Here is a 17298-nt window from a genome sequence, read left to right on the forward strand (position 1 = left end):
CAGCGGAACGCGCCTGTATTCCCAGTGAGTGTCCACGCGGACAGGGCCCATGCTTATACGGTTCCAGTAACGCCAGCAGCAGGGTCACTGCGGACATGGTTTGAGACGACTGGCAAGGCCTGAAATTAAACAGAGAACACTGACAGAACACCGACAGCTAACATGCGAACCCACAACAAATCGCGATCACCTGTAGAACGGCCCACTGTCAGCTGTATTTTCAAAGTTGAGTATAGTAGACTCAAGTTAGCTTAGTCGACCAACATTTTCGGAAGGAGCCGATCTTGGACACCAAATTCACCACCAAGAGCCAGGAGGCTCTTTCCGCCGCGGCGATGAATGCCTCGACGGCCGGCAACCCGCAAGTGGAGCCGCCGCATTTGCTCAAGGCGCTGATGGATCAGCGCGAAGGCGTCGCTGTCGCGCTGTTGAAGGCAGCCGGGCAGGAGCCTGACGCCGTCAGTGTCCAAGCCAGCTCGGCCATCAAGGCTTTGCCTGCATCGTCGGGCGCCTCGGTGGCCCAGGCTGACTATTCCCGCGCGATCCTGCAGGTGATTAACACCGCGAAGCAGGAGGCTGAACAATTCGGCGACTCTTATATCTCCACTGAGCACCTGCTACTCGGGCTGGCGGCCGACCATGGCGCCGTCGGGCGGTTGCTGCGCGACGCCGGCGCCAGCCACGAGGCGCTGTCCGCTGCCCTGCCCGGAATCAGGGGCGACCGCCGGGTGGACACCCCTGACCCGGAGAACACTTTCCAGGCGCTGGAGAAGTATGGTGTCGACCTGACGGCGATCGCCCGGGCAGGCAAGCTGGATCCCGTGATTGGCCGGGACGCGGAAATCCGCCGGGTGGTCCAGGTGTTGTCCCGCCGCACCAAGAACAACCCGGTGCTGATCGGCGACCCCGGCGTCGGTAAGACGGCCGTCGTCGAAGGACTTGCGCTGCGCATCATTGCCGGTGACGTGCCCGATTCGCTGCGGGGCAAGACGCTGATCAACCTGGACCTGTCGGCCATGGTGGCCGGGGCCAAGTACCGGGGCGAATTCGAAGAGCGGCTCAAGGCGGTGCTGGAAGAGATCAAGAGCGCCGAAGGCGAGGTGGTGACGTTCATCGATGAGCTGCACACCGTCGTCGGCGCCGGCGGCTCCGAGGGGGCGATGGGCGCCGGCAACATGCTCAAGCCCATGCTCGCCCGCGGTGAGCTGCGGCTGATCGGCGCCACCACCCTGGACGAGTACCGGGAAAACATCGAGAAGGACGCCGCCTTGGAACGGCGTTTCCAGCAGGTGCTCGTGGGGGAGCCTTCGGTGGACGACACAATCGGTATTCTGCGGGGCCTGAAGGAGCGCTACGAGGCCCACCACAAGGTGGCAATTGCGGACTCTGCACTGGTGGCCGCGGCGTCGCTGTCCAATCGGTACATCACCGGCCGGCAACTGCCCGACAAGGCGATCGACCTGGTCGACGAGGCCGCTTCCCGGCTGCGCATGGAGATCGATTCCGCGCCGCAGGAAATTGACGAACTGCAGCGTGCGGTGGATCGGTTGACCATGGAAGAACTGGCCCTGGCCGGGGAATCCGACCCGGCTTCCGTCGATCGGTTGGAATCGTTGCGGGCCGATATGGCCGACAAGAAGGAACAGCTCGCCGGGCTCAATGCCCGATGGGAGGAAGAGCGGGCGGGGCTGAACCGGGTCGGCGACTTGAAGGCGAAGCTTGACGATCTGCGTTCGCAGGCCGACAAGGCACAGCGCGACGGCGAACTGGAGCGGGCCTCGCGACTGCTCTACGGCGAGATTCCCGCCGTCGAACGCGACCTCAACGCTGCCCAGGAGCAGGAGGAGGAAGACGCCGGACAGCACGTGGATCCGATGATCTCCGAGGACGTCACCGCAGACGATATTGCCGAGGTGATCTCCGCGTGGACGGGTATTCCGGCCGGACGTATGCTGCAGGGCGAAAGCGAGAAGCTGCTGCATATGGAGCAGTTCCTCGCTTCCCGGTTGATCGGCCAGACCAAGGCGGTCGCCTCGGTGTCCGATGCGGTGCGCCGCGCCCGGGCCGGGATTTCGGACCCGGACCGTCCCACCGGCTCGTTCTTTTTCCTTGGTCCCACCGGCGTCGGCAAGACGGAGCTGGCCAAGGCGCTGGCGGACTTCCTGTTCGACGACGAGCGCGCCATGGTGCGTATCGACATGAGTGAGTATGCCGAGAAGCATGCGGTCGCCCGCCTTGTCGGCGCGCCTCCCGGCTACATTGGCTATGAGGAAGGCGGGCAGTTGACCGAAGCGGTGCGCCGCCGCCCGTACAGTGTGGTGCTGCTGGATGAGGTGGAGAAGGCACACCCGGAAGTCTTCGACATCCTGCTTCAGGTGCTCGACGACGGCAGGTTGACTGACGGGCAGGGCCGCACGGTCGACTTCCGCAATGTGATCCTGGTGCTTACCTCCAACATGGGCTCCCAGTTCCTGGTGGATCCGCAACTGGAAGACGAGCAGAAGCGCGAAGCGGTGATGAACGTCGTCAACGCGTCCCTCAAGCCGGAGTTCCTCAACCGGCTCGACGACGTCATCATGTTCGAGGCGTTGAGCCTGGATGAGCTATCGCAGATCGTCGACCTCGCCGTCCAGTCCCTGGCCGCACGGCTGTCTGAACGCCGTCTGAGCCTGGAAGTCACTGACGGTGCGCGCGAGTGGTTGGCATTGACGGGGTACGACCCTGCCTATGGCGCGCGCCCGCTGCGCCGGCTGGTGCAGCGCGAGATCGGCGACCAGCTCGCCCGCGGGATCCTGGCCGGTGAGATCACCGACGGGACGACCGTGAAAGTCGACGTCACCGACGATGAGGCAACGCTGAGCGTCACCACCGCGTAGCGGCGGGTCAGTCGATCAGGGAGCCGGTGATTTCTCCGCTGGTGATCCGGATGAAGCAATCCACCCGGCGGTCGCCTTGCTGCCAGGACTCAGCTTGCGGGTAGGCGGTTTGCTGCCGCAGCCGGTCTCCGTAGTTGTTGGCCTCGGCGTTCATCCCGGTGCTGCGGCACAGCTCCTCCGCCTTCTGCGCGAGGGCTTCCTCGCCCGGGAAATCGGCATCGTCCTCGTAATGGAAAGTGTTGACCAGCTGGGCCTGATGCGGCGTCTCGCACGTCACGACAGTCGCCGGCTCGGTGGCGTCGGTAAAGTCCGTGAAGCATTGACCCTGTTCGAAGTCGAAGGGCGACACGTCCTCGGCGATCACTCCGTTGCCGTCGGGCTTCGAGTCGGCTTCGGTGGTTCCGTTGCCGGTGAGCATCGTGGCAATCAGGATGATCCCCACAATCAGCGCAGCCGCCACGCCTATGCCGAGGAACAGCGGGGCCTTGGACGCCTTCTTCCGGGATCGCCGTGGCTGTGGACGCTGCTGCGGGTCCGGTGGATCCGCAGTGTTGAACCACCCGGGTGCCAACTGGTGGTGGTCCGTGTCCTCGTTGTCCCTGGCGGAGTCGCCAGCGTCAGGGGACGGGTGGTCGGCCCGGCGGGCAGCGTCGTTCTCCGGCGGTTGCCCGTCGTGTTCGCTCATGGCTCCTGCTCGTCTGTGGTTTCGGTGTCCGTTGTTGGCCCGTCTGTGGCTTCCTGCGGTGCCTTTGGCGCTGACGTTTCGATCTTGTGCCCGACGTCGTCCTTGTCCGCAGGTTTTACCGACGGACCGCCCGCCAGCGTCCCCGCCTTCTCAGCCTGTCGCTCTACGGCCTCCGTCACCGCGGCCACCTCGGCCAGCGAAACTTCGGAGGCCACCTCGGGGCTGATGACCGGCTCGGCCAACTCAGGGTCAGGCAACTGAATCCCGGCAGCTGTAATAGTGAGCGTATCGTCAACGCCACGTTCGTCCGTGGCGCGGCGGGGGATGCCCGGTACGTGCTCTGGCTCCTCCGCCGGTGCTGTGCCGTGCGGCTGCACTTCGGGCTCGTTCATGCCATCTCCTGGAGTCAACAGTGCCGGAAAAATCGACTCTGACAGCCGGTAATTCGTCCTGTTATGACTCTATCGAAGTTTGGATCGCCGGCGCAGGGAAGGTCATAAGCGCCACTGGCCGCGGGTGGTGCAGCGCGCAGGCTGAGGCGTGGAACCGCGCTATACCGGTAGGGCCGTGCGGAGACGCGTATTTTCGAGAAAACATGTAACCTAGAAGTACGACAAATTGGACATTCTCCGCAGGGCGCGCTGGTTTGCCCCAGCGCCTCCCCACGGAATCGACGGACAGAGGGGGTCACGCCATGGGGCGCGGCCGTCAAAAGGCTAAGGCTACAAAGCAGGCACGGGACATCAAGTACTACAGCCCGGCCACCGATTATTCGGCGCTGCAGCGCGAGCTGGCCAGCGCCAGGTCTGCCTCGAACGGCTATTCCGGTCAGTTCCCGGATGAGTCGGATGGCTATGAGGACAAATACGCGGATCAGTACGCGGATCAATTCGACGACGAGGATGATGATTCCGACGACGTGCGCCGTCTTGGATAGTCGCCCGGCCGGCGGATAGGCGTTGTCGCTCGCATCAGTGACGTTGCTGAGGTAGTAATACCGAGGAACCTGCGGTACCTCCCATCAGGGGACGTACCGCAGGACGTGTTTAACGGCTACTGTCGGAGAAGTACGTACTGTCCACGATTGAGGAGCGGGCCAATGACAACGACGGATGCGTTTGCCCAAGGGGAGCCGGCCTGGATCGACCTGCAGTCTCCGGATCAGGAAGCATCCAAGCGTTTTTACTCTGCGGTGTTCGGCTGGGAGTACCAGGACAACAGGACGAGCCAGGAGTACGTTTACTCTCTGGCAACTGTGCGGGGCTCAGCTGTGGCCGGGATCGCCCCGCAGGCCCCGGAAGCAGTCGAGGCAGGCATCTCAACCTACTGGACGACATATTTCGCCTGCGATGACGTTGATGCCGTCCAGGAAAACGTCGCCCCGGCCGGTGGGCGGGTGATCTTTGCAGCCGACGACGTCGAAGGCTTCGGCCGGATGGCGCTGGTGGAGGACTCCATTGGGGCGCCGTTTGCCTTGTGGCAGGCGGGATCAATGACCGGGGCGGGGCTGATCAATGAACCCGGAGCGTTCGTCTGGCATGAGCTCGCCGCCGGCAACTGGGAACATGCCGTGCCGTTCTACCGGGACGTGTTCGGAGTTGAACCGGTCGAGCAGCAGATGGACGATGGAACCTTCACCATGATCCGTGCCGGGGACCAGTATGTGGCTGGATTCCGCGATCAGGAGGAGGAAGGCTCCACACCTCACTGGGAGGTCTACTTCAGCGTTGCCGACACCGATGCCACTGTGGCAGCGGCCACCGGGGCCGGCGCGGAATTGCTGGTGGACGCCTACGAGATCGAGGGCATCGGACGGATGGCCATGCTGCGCGACCCCCACGGCGCCGTTTTCTGGGTAATGCAGGAGGCGTAGCGGCGTGGGCTAGCCGACTGCCGTGAATCGGGCGGCCGCGGCGGCCCGGAGGTGCGCAGGCCAAAGTCGATCAGCAATTGGCTTAGTCCAGCGCGGACAGTGCTGCTCTGGCCGCGTCGGCGACGAATGCGTCGTCGAACACACCGTCGGAATCTTCAAGGTTGGTGTAGACGGCCACGAAGACGGGAGCCTGTCCTTCCCGCTCGATCACGGCGATGTCATTGCGGGTCCCGTACCCGATCCCGGCTCCACTCTTGTTCCCGACTGTCGTGGAGGCCGCATCGGGTACTGCTGCGCGGATCAGCCCGTCGCTGTTCTCCGCATCCCGCATGGCTTCCAGGAGCACCTTCTGAGCCCATGGCTCGAGGGCATTGCCGTGTGTCAACGCGGCGAGGTTGGTGACGGCTTGCCGCGGCGTCGTCGTATCCCGCCTCTGGCCGGGCTTCCACTTGTTGAGCTCCGGTTCGATGCGGTCCACGGATGTCGTTCTATCGCCCAGTTTGGCCAGATAGGCCTGGAGCCCTTCGGGACCGCCCAGCATGTCGAAGAGCAGATTGCCGGCAGTGTTATCGCTATTGATGATTGCCGCACGCATGATGCTGCGCACTGTCATTCCCGAGTCCACGTGTTTCTCAGTCACCGGGGAGTACTCCACCAGGTCTTCCGACGAATAGTGCACAACCTCGTCCAAGTCCGCTGGCTCGCTTTGTGCCAGAACGGCGGCGACTGAGAAGACCTTGTGTGTCGAGGCATAGGCAAAGCGTTCATCTGCCCGATACTGGACCTCATGTCCCGTTTCGGTGTCGACGGCGTAGACCCCGACTCGGCCCTGGTACTGTTCCTCGAGTTCAGCAAATGAGGCTTTCACCGACGCCTCTGATGCCGATCCCACTGACGATGCCGCAGCACCGTGGGTGGCGGTCGAAGTTTGTGCTGGTTCGGCGGTTGCGCCGCATCCGCACAAAGCGAGAATAAGGAAAGGAATCGGGAGGGCTGAAAGTCTGCGCATCGCTCCGAAAGCTATCACGCAACCCTGAACGGAAAATGACCCTGTGCCGCAGCCGAAGTCGATATCGTGGTTCCTGACCGGTGCCTGGCAGGTCAGGCGTAGCTGTTGACCATCCGGACAGCGCCGCCGTCGACGCCCTTGGCCCCCTGGACGTAGTCTGTGCTGGCAGTCGCACCCGGCGACTCGGCCTTCCGGACCGATCCCATGATCCAGGCCGGCATGCCGCGTTCGGTCAGCCGGGCCACGGCGGCATCGGCCCCGGATGGTGCGACGACGGCGACCATGCCAACGCCCAGGTTCAGGGTGCGCTCCAGGTCTGCCAGCGGCACCTGGCCGAGTTCGGACATTACCTGGAAGACGGCGGGCAACTCCCAGCTGGAACGGTCGACTGTCGCCTCCAGGCCCGCGGGGAGGACCCGGGCCAGATTCGCCGCCAGCCCGCCGCCGGTGATGTGGCTGAACCCGTGGACGCCTGCCGCTTCGTAGCGGGCCAGGTCCAAGCAGTCGGCGGCATAGATCCGGGTCGGCTCCAATAATTCCGCACCCAAGGTGCGACCGAATTCGGGCACGTTGCGCTCCAGGGACCAGCCGGCGACGTCGACCACACGCCGGACGAGGGAGTACCCGTTGGAATGCAGTCCCGACGAGCCCATGCCGATGATGACATCGCCGTCGGCCACCTTCTCCGGGCCCAGCAGATGGTCGGCTTCCACGACACCGGTTGCTGCGCCGGCGACGTCGTACTCATTTCCGGCCAGCAGGCCCGGATGCTCGGCAGTTTCACCGCCCACCAGTGCCGTTTCCGCCCGGCTGCAGCCGGCGGCGATGCCGCGGACGATGTCCGCGATCCGTTCCGGGACGACTTTGCCGCAGGCGATGTAGTCAGTCATGTACAGCGGCTCGGCGCCGACCACCACGATGTCATCGACCACCATGCCGACCAGGTCGAAGCCGATGGTGTCGTGGATGTCCATGGCCTGGGCGATGGCCACCTTGGTGCCGACGCCGTCAGTCGAGGAGGCGAGCAGTGGTTTACGGTACTCCACCAGCCGGGAAGCGTCGTAGAGCCCGGCGAAACCGCCGACGCCGCCGAGCACTGAACTGCCATGGGTGGCCTTGACGGCTTCCTTCATCAGTTCGACGGCACGGTCGCCCGCCTCCACGTCCACTCCCGAGGTGGCATAGGTGATCGGTGCAGCTCGTGACGATTCGCTCATACCCGTTCTTTCCGGTTCTTCTCGTCAGTGGTCAAGGCATCCATGTCCGCGTCCGGCCCCGGCTCACAGCCGGCCTGGCCGCGTTCGAGCAGGTTTTTGCCCCGGCGTTCCTCCGGCGGCAGTTCAATGGGGTATTCGCCGGTGAAGCATGCGGTGCACAGCGAAGCCCGCGGCTGCTCGGTCGCCTCGATCATCCCTGCTTCGGAGATGTAGGCCAGGCTGTCCGCGCCCACCGAATGGGCGATTTCCTCGACGGCGGCTCCGTTGGCGATCAGTTCGGCGCGGGAAGCGAAGTCGATGCCGTAGAAGCATGGCCAGCGGATCGGCGGGGAGGAGATTTTCACGTGGACCTCGGCGGCGCCGGCCTCGCGCAGCATCCGCACCACGGCCCGCTGGGTGTTGCCCCGGACGATGGAGTCGTCGACGACGATGATCCGCTTGCCCCGGATGACGGATTCGAGGGCATTGAGCTTGAGCCGGATACCGAGTTGCCGCAGTGTCTGGCTGGGCTGGATGAAGGTGCGGCCGACGTATGCGTTCTTCACGAAGCCGTGGGCAAACGGGATCCCGGATTCTTCGGCGAAGCCGATTGCTGCCGGGGTGCCGGATTCCGGGACGGCGATGACGACGTCGGCCTCTGCCTTGTTTTCGCCCGCCAGCCGACGTCCCATTTCAACGCGGGATTCGTAGACCGAGCGGCCGGCGATCGTGGCGTCCGGGCGGGCCAGGTAGACATACTCGAAGACACAGCCGGCGGCTTTCCTGGCCGCAAACTGCTGGGTGCGTACGCCGTTCTCGTCGATGGCGATGAACTCGCCCGGCTCGATTTCCCGGATGAAGCTCGCGCCGACCGTGGCCAGTGCCGAGTTTTCGGAGGCCACCACCCAGCCCCGGTCCAGCCGGCCGAGCACCAGCGGGCGGACACCGAACTGGTCGCGGGCCGCGTACAGCGTGCCTTCGTCCATGAAAGTGAAACAGAACGCGCCCTGCAGCTTCGGGAGGATCTCCAGCGCCGTCGCCTCGAAGGACCGGTCCTCGTCGCCGGCCAGCAGCGCGGTGACCAGGGCGGTGTCGGAGGTGTTTCCCTGGGCCATTTCCCCGGTGCGGGGGAAACCGTAGCGCTCAATGACCATGTCATAGAGGTCGGCCGAATTCGTCAGGTTGCCATTGTGCCCCAGCGCGACCGTGCCGGCAGCGGTGGCGCCCAGAGTGGGCTGGGCGTTGGCCCAGTTCGAGGATCCGGTCGTGGAATAGCGGCAGTGTCCGACGGCGATGTGGCCCTGGAGCGTGTTCAGTACGGTTTCGTTGAAGACCTGGGAAACCAGCCCCATGTCTTTGTATACGCTGATCCGTTCGCCGTCGCTGGTGGCGATGCCTGCCGACTCCTGGCCACGGTGCTGCAAGGCATAGAGCCCGTAGTAGGCCAGCTTGGCGACTTCCTCACCGGGTGCCCAGACACCAAAGACGCCGCAGGCATCCTGGGGGCCCTTCTCGCCAGGCAATAAGTCGTGGGTAAGTTTTCCATCTCCGCGCGCCACGCCTTCAGTGTCTCATGATTGCGTGGCTGCCATCTAATACGATTACCGGTTGTTGTCGCCGTCATCGTCGGGGTCTTGAGCCGGCTCCGCCGGGTCCGGGGCTGCCCCGGTGTCCGGGTCGGGCTCGTCCGCTGCCTTCGTGTCCCGCTCCGTCTCCGTCTCCGGGGCTTCGGCCGTCCCGGAGTCCGGGCCTGGTCCGCCGGTCGCTGCGGCGTCCGGGTCGGGCTCGTCCGCTGCCTCCGATCCGGTGCGTTCGGCCAGGGCCTGCCGGCTGCGGCGCACGCTGATCCAATCGAGCAGCAGTGCCACGGCCGCGCCGAGCAGCAGGCCGGGGATGAGCAACAGGGCGGAGAAGAATCCCAGCACGGTGCCGCGGCTGAACTGGTCGCCTTCGGGTCCGGTGAAGGCGATGATGCCCGCGGCGATAAGGGCCAACAGTGCCCCGAGAACCAGGAAGGGAATAATCTTCGGCGCTCGGCGGATGGTGACAGGTCGCCGTTCGGGTGCGGAACTCATACCTTAAAGGCTAACCGAGCTAACCGAGCTAACCGAGCTAACCGAGCTAACCGAGCCCGCCGGGCGTGATTCCCGACTGGATCGCGAAAACGACCAGCTGGGCGCGGTCCCGGGCGGCCAGCTTGATCATGGAACGGCTGACGTGGGTGCGCACCGTCGCGGAGCTGAGCACCAGTTGAGCGGCGATCTCGTCATTGGACAGGCCTCTGGCCACCCAGCCGACGATTTCGCGTTCGCGGGCGGTCAGCCGGTGGATATCGGGATGCTGCTGCCCGGCGGACGGCGCGCTGTGGGCGAATTCGGCGATCACCCGCCGCGTCACCGACGGGGTGAGCAGTGATCCGCCGTCGGCGACCACCCGGATCGCGTGCAGCAGTTCGTCCGGGCCGGCGTCCTTGAGTACGAAGCCGCTGGCACCGCCGCGCAGGGATTCGAAGACGTACTCGTCGAGCTCGAAGGTGGTGAGCATAATCACCCTGACGTCGTTCAAGTCCGGATCGGTGCAGATGGCGCGCAGCGCCGCAAGACCGTCCAGCTGAGGCATCCTGATATCCATCAGCACGATGTCCGGGTGGTGCTGCCGGGTCAGCTCCACCGCGGTGCGTCCGTTGTCGGCTTCGGACGCCAATTCAAGGTCGTCCTCGGACTCCAGGAGCGTGGTCAATCCCATCCGCACCAGGCTCTGATCGTCGGCAACCAGCACGCGGATCATACGGTCCCTCCCTGTGTTCCGGCGGCCAACGGCAGCCGGGCGCGGACCCGGAAGCCGGCTCCGGCCGTCCCTGCGACCTCCAGGCTTCCGCCGGCCTGCAGTGCCCGCTGGCGCATGCCGGCGATACCGCTGCCCTCCACGGGTCCGCCGCCCGGCGGGCCCGAGCCTGTGTCCGAAACTTCAATGAGCACCGCCGAACGCGTGCGGTTGATCTTCACCGCGGCAGTGGAGCCGGAACCGGCATGGCGCAGTACATTGGTCAGCGCCTCCTGCACAATGCGGTAGGAGGCGAAACCGATCTCGTCCGGAATGGCCGTGCCGTCTATATTGTCTGTTCCGGTTGCGCCGCCGGCACTGTCTGTTCCGGTGTTGTCCAGCGCGACTTCCAGTCCTCCGGCCCGGACCCGGTCCACCAGAGTAGCGACGTCGGCCAGCCCCAGGCCCGGTTGCCGTGGCGACGGTTCGCCGCGCAACATCGCCAGTTCACGCCGCAGCCCGTCCAGTGAGTCCCGGCTGGTCTGCCGGATGGTTTCCAGGATTTCCTTGGCCTTTGCGGGGTTGCGGTCGGCTACATGCAGTCCCACGCCGGCCTGCATGGCGATGACCGACAGCCCGTGCCCCACGCCGTCGTGCACTTCCTGCGCCATCCGCAAGCGCTCCTCGGAGACCACCCGCTTGGCCTGTTCCTCGCGCACCCGGGCGCGGGAATCGCTGCGAATCCGCCAAGCGGTGCCCACGGCCATCGGAGCGGCGAACCAGAGCGCCAGGGCGAAGACGATCCCGACCAGGATATCAAAAGGGCCGTGCGGCTCCCGGATGAACCTGAACGTCAAGGCGAGCGCGAGGACAGCGGCATCCACCCCGACGGCGATGGCCGTCCGCCGCAGCGGCCAGCTGGCGGCAAGACCGCCAACGGCCAGGGCGGCGGGGAAGAGGATGGGGCCGAACGGGTACCCGATCAGCAGGTAGCAGGCCGTGGCCGTGCCGGTGATGACGAAAACCGTCAGCGGGAAGCGCCGCCAGGCGGCGATACTTCCGGTGGCGGCTGCGACCAGGATGTAGGCGGTCAGGTCCGGTTCAAGGGCAGAGGGTTGTTCCGCTCCGGCGGGGGCCGTTCCCACCATGCCGATGAAGGTCAGCGTCGCTGCCAGCAGCACGTCGGCGGGATGGAACCGGCCGTGCGGCGCCTCGATGTTCATGGACTCCACGATAGTCCGCGCCCGGTGGCGGCACATCAGCGGTCGACGGTATCGACCCTACGCAATCCTGCGTAGTGGAAAAGCCGCCTGGCAGCGGATTCGGCGCACGTGGATGCGGACCAAGCTGGAGGCATGAATGAAGCACGCATAGTCACCGATGAGTTGACGAAAAACTATGGCGAACGCACCGCGGTGGACGCAGTGTCACTGAGGGTGGAGCAGGGCGAAGTCTACGGCTTCCTCGGTCCCAACGGGGCAGGCAAGACAACGACGCTGCGGATGGTCCTCGGCCTGGTCCGTCCCACATCCGGCACCGTGGAGATCCTGGGCAGCAGTCCCGGGGATCCGGCCGTGCTGCGACGGGTGGGGTCGCTGGTCGAGGAACCCGGGTTCTATCCCTATCTGTCCGGCCGGGACAACCTGCGCGTGCTGGCCCACTACAACGGACTGGGCAATCAGCAGGTGGAAGACGTGCTGGAGCAGGTGGAACTGCGCAGTCGCGGGTCGGAGAGGTTCAAGACCTATTCGCTGGGCATGAAACAGCGCCTCGGTGTTGCTGCGGCCCTGCTGGGCGATCCGCAACTGCTGATCCTGGACGAACCGACCAACGGATTGGATCCGGCGGGGATGGCCGATATGCGCGCCCTCATCCGCCGCGTCGCCGAGTTCGGCCGCACGGTGCTGCTGTCCAGCCATCTGCTCGGTGAAGTGCAGCAGATCTGCGACCGGGTGGGCGTGATTTCCGACGGGCGGTTGTTGGAGGAGGGGACCGTGGCCGATCTGCGCGGTGCCAGCGCCATCCGCGTCGTGGCCTCCCCGGTTGAGGCAGCGGAGCAAGTCGTAGAGCAGTTGTTTGGTCCCGATGCCATCGCCCGGCAGCAGGACGGATCGCTGCAACTCGACGTCGACGCGGACCGGCCGGCCGAAATCACGGCTGCGCTGGTGCATGCCGGGGTTGAGGTCCGGGAAATCAGGCCGGTTGAACGCACCCTCGAAGAAGTTTTCCTGGAAATGACGGGCACGGCCAAGGAACCAATGGAGGTAACATCATGATCGCGTCTGCACGGGCGGAAGCGCTGCGGCTGGCCAAGTGGCCGGTGACGTGGCTGCTGGCCGGGGTATGGCTGGTGCTCAATCTCAGCTTCGCCTATCTGTTCACCTACCTCAGCTTCCGCAGCGCGGTGTCCGACGGTGACGACCGGCTGGCGGCCTCACTGCTGAGTCAGGTGTCTATGGAACAGTTGCCGTCCACCCTGGTGCAGGGGATGCCGATGTTCGGCGGGGCCATCGTGCTGATCTTTGCGGCGCTGGCCACCGGCAGCGGCTATGGCTGGTCGACCTGGAAGACAGTCTTCACCAACGGGCCGGCGAGATTGACTGCGTTCAGCGGCACGCTCACCGCCATTGCCGGTTTCGTGGCGGCCCTGGTGCTGTCCACGCTCGCGCTGGATATCGCCGCCAGCGCGGGCATTCACCTGCTGGAATCCGAACCCGTCGAGTGGCCCGCCGTCACGGACCTGGCCCAGGGCACGGGAGCCGGGTTGCTGATTCTGGGAATGTACGCCGCGTTCGGTGCTGCCCTGGGAGTGCTGACCCGCAGCCCCGCGCTGTCCGTCGGGCTGGGGCTGGTGTGGGCGCTGGTGATCGAGAACCTGCTGCGCGGCGTGGCTGAGCTGCTCGGGCCGGTGGAAGCCGTTACCGATGTGCTGCCCGGCACGGCAGCCGGGTCCTTGGCCGGAGCGTTAGGGGCCGCCGGGGAGACAGCCGGGGGCGCCCCATCGGCCGGGGGCACTCCAGGTGTGCTGGCAATTCTCGACGGCGGTCCGGCCACGGCTTTGCTGCTCTGCTATGCGGCAGCCTTCATGGTGCTGACTGCGGTGTTGGTACGACGGCGGGACGTCTGAGTCAGGCGAGGGGCAGATACTCACTCAGGTCCGCACGCGAACCGGAGGCCGAGACCTTCGCCTGGCTCACGGCGTCGTGCCAGTCCAAAGCGCCGGTCACCAGCGCAAGCCAAGTCCCGCCGTCGCACTCCACCACATTGGGAGGGGTGCCGCGAGTGTGGCGCGGACCTTCGACACACTGCGCCACACCATGGGGCGGAACCCTGACCTCCACGCTGTTGCCGGGGGCCCGGGCGGCCAGTTCCTCGAGGCTGAAGCGGACGGCCGTGGCGACATAGCTGCGGCCGGTGTCGCCGTCCGACCAAGCCTGCAAGGCCGCGCGGCCCTCGGCGGACGGCACCCGTCGTTTCGGCGCTGCCACGGTTAATCCAGCAAGGCCGTCACGGGCGCCGACAGGCGGACCTTGCCCACCGGCTCGCCCCGGCCGTAGACGGCCGGAACCACTTTCTCCAGCACCGGCCCCACCTTCGACGGGTCGACCGCGCCCGCCGCGGCGAGCAGCGTCAGAGCGACCAACGACGAAGCCCGGCCGCCGCCGTCGAGCATTTTCACTGCCACTGAAACACCCGTATCGGTGCCCATCACCATGATTCCTTCGGCACCGGACTTGGCCACGATGCCGAGCTCTTCCATCACCACGGAGTTGACTTCGCCGACGCCGTGCACCGCCCACGGGTAGTCGAGCATGGCCGTGGCCACGGTCGCCGCCCGGGCGTCGGAGGACTTGCTGCCCGGTGCCTTGGCGACCTTGGAGATGCCGCGGGCCAGCCCCTTCAGCGTCATGGCAGGGGCGGGGGCGCCGCAGCCGTCGACCGCTAGATGGGCGATTTTTTCCTCGGTGTAGTCCTCGATCACGTCCACGATGCGGCGCTGCAACGGGTGGTCAGGCTCGAGGTAGCTGCCCACATCCCAGCCGTTCTCTACGCACGCCCACAGGAAGCCCGCGTGTTTGCCGGAGCAGTTCATCGCCTCTTTAACCTTGCCCCGTTCCGTACGAACCAGCCAGTTGCGGGCCTGCTCATCGGCCGGCCAGTCCGCCGGGCAGCGCAGTTCGCGGGCGGTAAGGCCGGCCGCCTTGAGCATGCCCTGGACCACATCCATGTGTTCGATGGAGCCGACATGGCTGGCTGCGGCCAGCGCCACCTGCTCGCCGCGCAGTGGGACGCCGGACTGGAGGGTGGCGATGGCCTGGAACGGTTTGAGGGAGGAACGCGGGAAAATCGGCGCGTCGATATCGCCGAGCGTGGTCACCACCGTCCCGTCTGCGGACATTACCGCTGCGGAGCCGATGTGGCGGGATTCGATGAAGCCGCTGCGTTCGACGACGGCCAGCTCGACGGCGGCGGAGGATGTGAAGGTCTCGGGCATACTGCTTTCCTTGGTGGCGGTCCGGCGCCGGGCAATCGGTGCCGGGAGGTTTGTCCCAGACTACCGCGCCCGCCGGGGAGTCTCCGTTCCTCCCGGGCGGAGCAGCCTCCGGCGACGCGGCAGGCCAACCCACAGCGAAACGAAGTCGAACCGTGGCGGTCTCGGGCGCTACGCTGGCCTTGTGAAGGTTCTAGTCATCGGCCCCGGTGGCCGCGAACACGCCATAATCCGCTCCCTTCTATCCGACCCATACGTGCGCGAGGTCCACGCAGCCGGAGGAAACGCCGGAATCGCGCAGCTGGTCGAAACACACGCCGTTGCAACGGACGACCCTGCGGCGGTGACCGAACTCGCCCAACAGCTGGAATCAGACCTGGTGGTCATTGGCCCCGAGGCACCGCTGGTGGCGGGAGTCGCGGATGCGCTGCGCAAGGCCGGCATAGCCGTCTTCGGTCCCAGTCGCGCCGCCGCCGAGCTGGAAGGTTCGAAGACGTTCGCCAAGCAGGTAATGGCCGCGGCGAACGTCCCGACGGCGATGTGCCGGGTGGCCACCACGGGCGAGGAAGTCGCCGAGGCGCTGGATGCATTCGGCGCCCCGCACGTGGTCAAGGACGACGGGCTCGCGGCCGGTAAGGGCGTGGTTGTCACCTCAGACGGCGACGAAGCCCTGGCGCACGCCCAGGCATGTTTCGACGCCGGCGGATCAGTGGTGGTCGAGGAATACCTGGAAGGGCCCGAAGTCTCGCTGTTCGCCATTTGCGACGGCCGCAAGGCGGTTCCGATGGCGCCGGCACAGGATTTCAAGCGGATTTACGACGACGATGCCGGGCCCAACACCGGCGGCATGGGCGCCTACACCCCGCTGCCCTGGGTACCTTCGGGATTCGTGGACGAGGTGATGGAACGCGTCGTCCAACCGGTGATCGACGAAATGGCCGGACGTGGAACACCGTTTATCGGTGTCCTCTACTGCGGTCTGGCGCTGACCTCGCGCGGAGTGCGGGTCATCGAATTCAACGTCCGGTTCGGCGATCCGGAAACCCAGGCGGTGCTGGCCCGGCTCAAGACTCCGCTGGGCGGGCTGATGATGGAGGCGGCCAAGGGCGAGCTGGACACCAACGAACAACTCACCTGGTCCAGCCAGAGCGCCGTCGCCGTCGTCGTTGCGGCCGAAAACTACCCGGACAGCCCCCGGAAGGGCGACCCCGTCACCGGCTTGGACGCAGCCGAAGCGGTGGACGGCGTCCACGTCATCCACGCCGGCACCAAGCTGGCCGAAGGCCGGATTCTCAGCGCCGGCGGCCGCGTGCTGACCGTCGTCGGCCTGGGGCCTGATCTGGAGCAGGCACGCCGGCGCGTGTACGACGGCGTCGGGCAGGTCAGGATGGAAAGGTCCCAGTACCGTACCGATATAGCTGCCCGCGCCGCCCGCGGCGAAATAACCCCGCCGCAGCGCACCGGAGCCCTTCCGGTGATCGGGGCAGAATCCTGATGGCCCCCGTGACGGCGTTGCCCGGATGGCATCACGTTTACTCCGGGAAGGTCCGCGACCTCTACGTTCCCAGCAGCCCCGGAGGGCCGGAAGAGACCAGCAAGGTGCTGGTGGTGGCCAGTGACCGGATCAGTGCCTACGACCACGTGCTCTCCACCGAAATCCCCGACAAGGGGCGGGTGCTGACGCAATTGAGCCTGTGGTGGTTTTCGCAGCTCGATGGCATTGCCAACCACGTGCTCGCCGCCGATACCGACGGGGGAGTGCCGGCCGAAGTCGCCGGCCGGGCGATGATCTGCCGCCAGCTCGACATGTACCCGGTGGAATGCATCGCCCGCGGTTACCTCACCGGCTCCGGGCTGGTCGAGTACAAGCAGAGCCGCACTGTCTGCACACTGCCGCTGCCCGAAGGGCTGGTCGATGGATCGCCGCTGCCCGAATCCATCTTCACGCCGTCGGCGAAGGCCGAGGTGGGCGAACACGACGAGAACATTGATTTCGACGCTGTGGTGTCCATGGTCGGACAGGAAACCGCCGAGGCCCTGCAGGCCAGGACCCTGGATATCTACCGCAGGGCCGAAGCCATTGCCCGTGAACGCGGCATCATCCTCGCCGATACCAAGGTTGAGTTCGGCGCCGATCCCGCCACGGGCGCCATCACCCTTGGCGACGAGGTGCTGACCCCGGACTCATCACGGTTCTGGGACGCGGCAACCTGGGAACCAGGACGTGCACAGCCCAGTTTCGATAAGCAGTTCGTCCGCGACTGGCTGACGTCGCCGGCCTCAGGATGGGACCGCACCTCGGGCCAGCCGCCGCCTGCACTGCCTGACGACGTCGTCGAAAACACCCGTCAACGCTACATTGAAGCCTACGAACGGCTCACCGGCGAAGCATTCGCCTGATCGC

General features: G+C 65.8%; 17 protein-coding genes. 7 read left to right on the plus strand and 10 right to left on the minus strand.

Annotated features, from left to right (window positions below):
- Window positions 1-284: 284 nt before the first annotated feature.
- The gene (gene clpB, locus H535_RS24790) at window positions 285-2876 is read left to right on the plus strand and encodes an ATP-dependent chaperone ClpB (protein WP_035769144.1); all 2592 of its coding nucleotides are present in this window, start codon (window positions 285-287) and stop codon (window positions 2874-2876) included.
- Window positions 2877-2883: 7 nt separating this feature from the next.
- On the opposite strand, the gene H535_RS27775 is transcribed toward clpB, so the two are convergent.
- Both H535_RS27775 and H535_RS0110585 read right to left on the minus strand, forming a co-directional pair.
- Window positions 2884-3561 (minus strand): septum formation family protein, encoded by a 678-nt coding sequence (locus H535_RS27775; protein ID WP_051299013.1) that lies wholly within the window; start codon window positions 3559-3561, stop codon window positions 2884-2886.
- On the minus strand, window positions 3558-3953 hold the full coding sequence (locus H535_RS0110585; RefSeq protein ID WP_026819523.1) for a hypothetical protein: 396 nt from the start codon (window positions 3951-3953) through the stop codon (window positions 3558-3560). The genes H535_RS27775 and H535_RS0110585 overlap by 4 nt, the downstream gene beginning before the upstream one ends.
- 302 nt (window positions 3954-4255) lie before the next feature.
- Between H535_RS0110585 and H535_RS0110590 the strand changes: the two genes are divergently transcribed.
- A complete protein-coding gene (locus H535_RS0110590) occupies window positions 4256-4498 on the plus strand; it encodes a DUF3073 domain-containing protein (RefSeq protein WP_026819524.1) in 243 nt (80 codons plus the stop codon).
- Between the two features lie 162 nt (window positions 4499-4660).
- Window positions 4661-5434 carry a VOC family protein gene (locus H535_RS0110595; RefSeq protein ID WP_026819525.1) on the plus strand — a complete coding sequence of 258 codons (774 nt, stop codon included), beginning with the start codon at window positions 4661-4663 and terminating at the stop codon, window positions 5432-5434.
- A gap of 82 nt (window positions 5435-5516) precedes the next feature.
- On the opposite strand, the gene bla is transcribed toward H535_RS0110595, so the two are convergent.
- The 6 genes from bla to H535_RS0110625 all read right to left on the minus strand — a co-directional run bounded on the left by bla (window position 5517) and on the right by H535_RS0110625 (window position 11625).
- Window positions 5517-6302 (minus strand): class A beta-lactamase, encoded by a 786-nt coding sequence (bla, locus tag H535_RS24800; RefSeq protein WP_051299015.1) that lies wholly within the window; start codon window positions 6300-6302, stop codon window positions 5517-5519.
- Between the two features lie 233 nt (window positions 6303-6535).
- Window positions 6536-7660: a phosphoribosylformylglycinamidine cyclo-ligase gene (purM, locus tag H535_RS0110605; RefSeq protein ID WP_026819526.1), complete on the minus strand. Its 1125-nt coding sequence runs from the start codon at window positions 7658-7660 to the stop codon at window positions 6536-6538.
- A complete protein-coding gene (gene purF, locus H535_RS0110610; RefSeq protein WP_026819527.1) occupies window positions 7657-9198 on the minus strand; it encodes an amidophosphoribosyltransferase in 1542 nt (513 codons plus the stop codon). The genes purM and purF overlap by 4 nt, the downstream gene beginning before the upstream one ends.
- A gap of 42 nt (window positions 9199-9240) precedes the next feature.
- On the minus strand, window positions 9241-9714 hold the full coding sequence (locus H535_RS29625; RefSeq protein ID WP_211236574.1) for a hypothetical protein: 474 nt from the start codon (window positions 9712-9714) through the stop codon (window positions 9241-9243).
- Window positions 9715-9760: 46 nt separating this feature from the next.
- Complete coding sequence (locus H535_RS0110620; RefSeq protein ID WP_026819528.1) at window positions 9761-10426, minus strand: response regulator transcription factor; 666 nt, start codon at window positions 10424-10426, stop codon at window positions 9761-9763.
- Entirely contained in the window at window positions 10423-11625 is a 1203-nt protein-coding gene (locus tag H535_RS0110625; RefSeq protein WP_155838653.1) for a sensor histidine kinase, read from the minus strand. The genes H535_RS0110620 and H535_RS0110625 overlap by 4 nt, the downstream gene beginning before the upstream one ends.
- 132 nt (window positions 11626-11757) lie before the next feature.
- Here H535_RS0110625 and H535_RS0110630 point away from each other — a divergent pair, with 132 nt between their 5' ends.
- Window positions 11758-12678: an ATP-binding cassette domain-containing protein gene (locus tag H535_RS0110630; RefSeq protein WP_035769147.1), complete on the plus strand. Its 921-nt coding sequence runs from the start codon at window positions 11758-11760 to the stop codon at window positions 12676-12678.
- A complete protein-coding gene (locus H535_RS0110635) occupies window positions 12675-13529 on the plus strand; it encodes an ABC transporter permease (protein WP_035769149.1) in 855 nt (284 codons plus the stop codon). The genes H535_RS0110630 and H535_RS0110635 overlap by 4 nt, the downstream gene beginning before the upstream one ends.
- A 1-nt stretch (window position 13530) precedes the next feature.
- Here H535_RS0110635 and H535_RS0110640 read toward each other — a convergent pair whose 3' ends face one another.
- Window positions 13531-13890, minus strand: a complete 360-nt coding sequence (locus H535_RS0110640) for a sterol carrier family protein (RefSeq protein ID WP_026819532.1) — start codon at window positions 13888-13890, stop codon at window positions 13531-13533.
- A 2-nt stretch (window positions 13891-13892) separates the two neighbouring features.
- Complete coding sequence (locus H535_RS0110645) at window positions 13893-14897, minus strand: asparaginase (protein ID WP_026819533.1); 1005 nt, start codon at window positions 14895-14897, stop codon at window positions 13893-13895.
- A 181-nt stretch (window positions 14898-15078) separates the two neighbouring features.
- On the opposite strand from H535_RS0110645, the gene purD reads away from it, so the two are divergent.
- Entirely contained in the window at window positions 15079-16389 is a 1311-nt protein-coding gene (purD, locus tag H535_RS0110650; RefSeq protein ID WP_026819534.1) for a phosphoribosylamine--glycine ligase, read from the plus strand.
- Window positions 16389-17294, plus strand: a complete 906-nt coding sequence (locus H535_RS0110655) for a phosphoribosylaminoimidazolesuccinocarboxamide synthase (RefSeq protein WP_035769151.1) — start codon at window positions 16389-16391, stop codon at window positions 17292-17294. Before purD ends, H535_RS0110655 begins: the two co-directional genes overlap by 1 nt.
- Window positions 17295-17298 lie beyond the last annotated feature (4 nt).

This window comes from Arthrobacter castelli DSM 16402, assembly GCF_000430705.1.
Lineage (GTDB): Bacteria > Actinomycetota > Actinomycetes > Actinomycetales > Micrococcaceae > Arthrobacter_C > Arthrobacter_C castelli.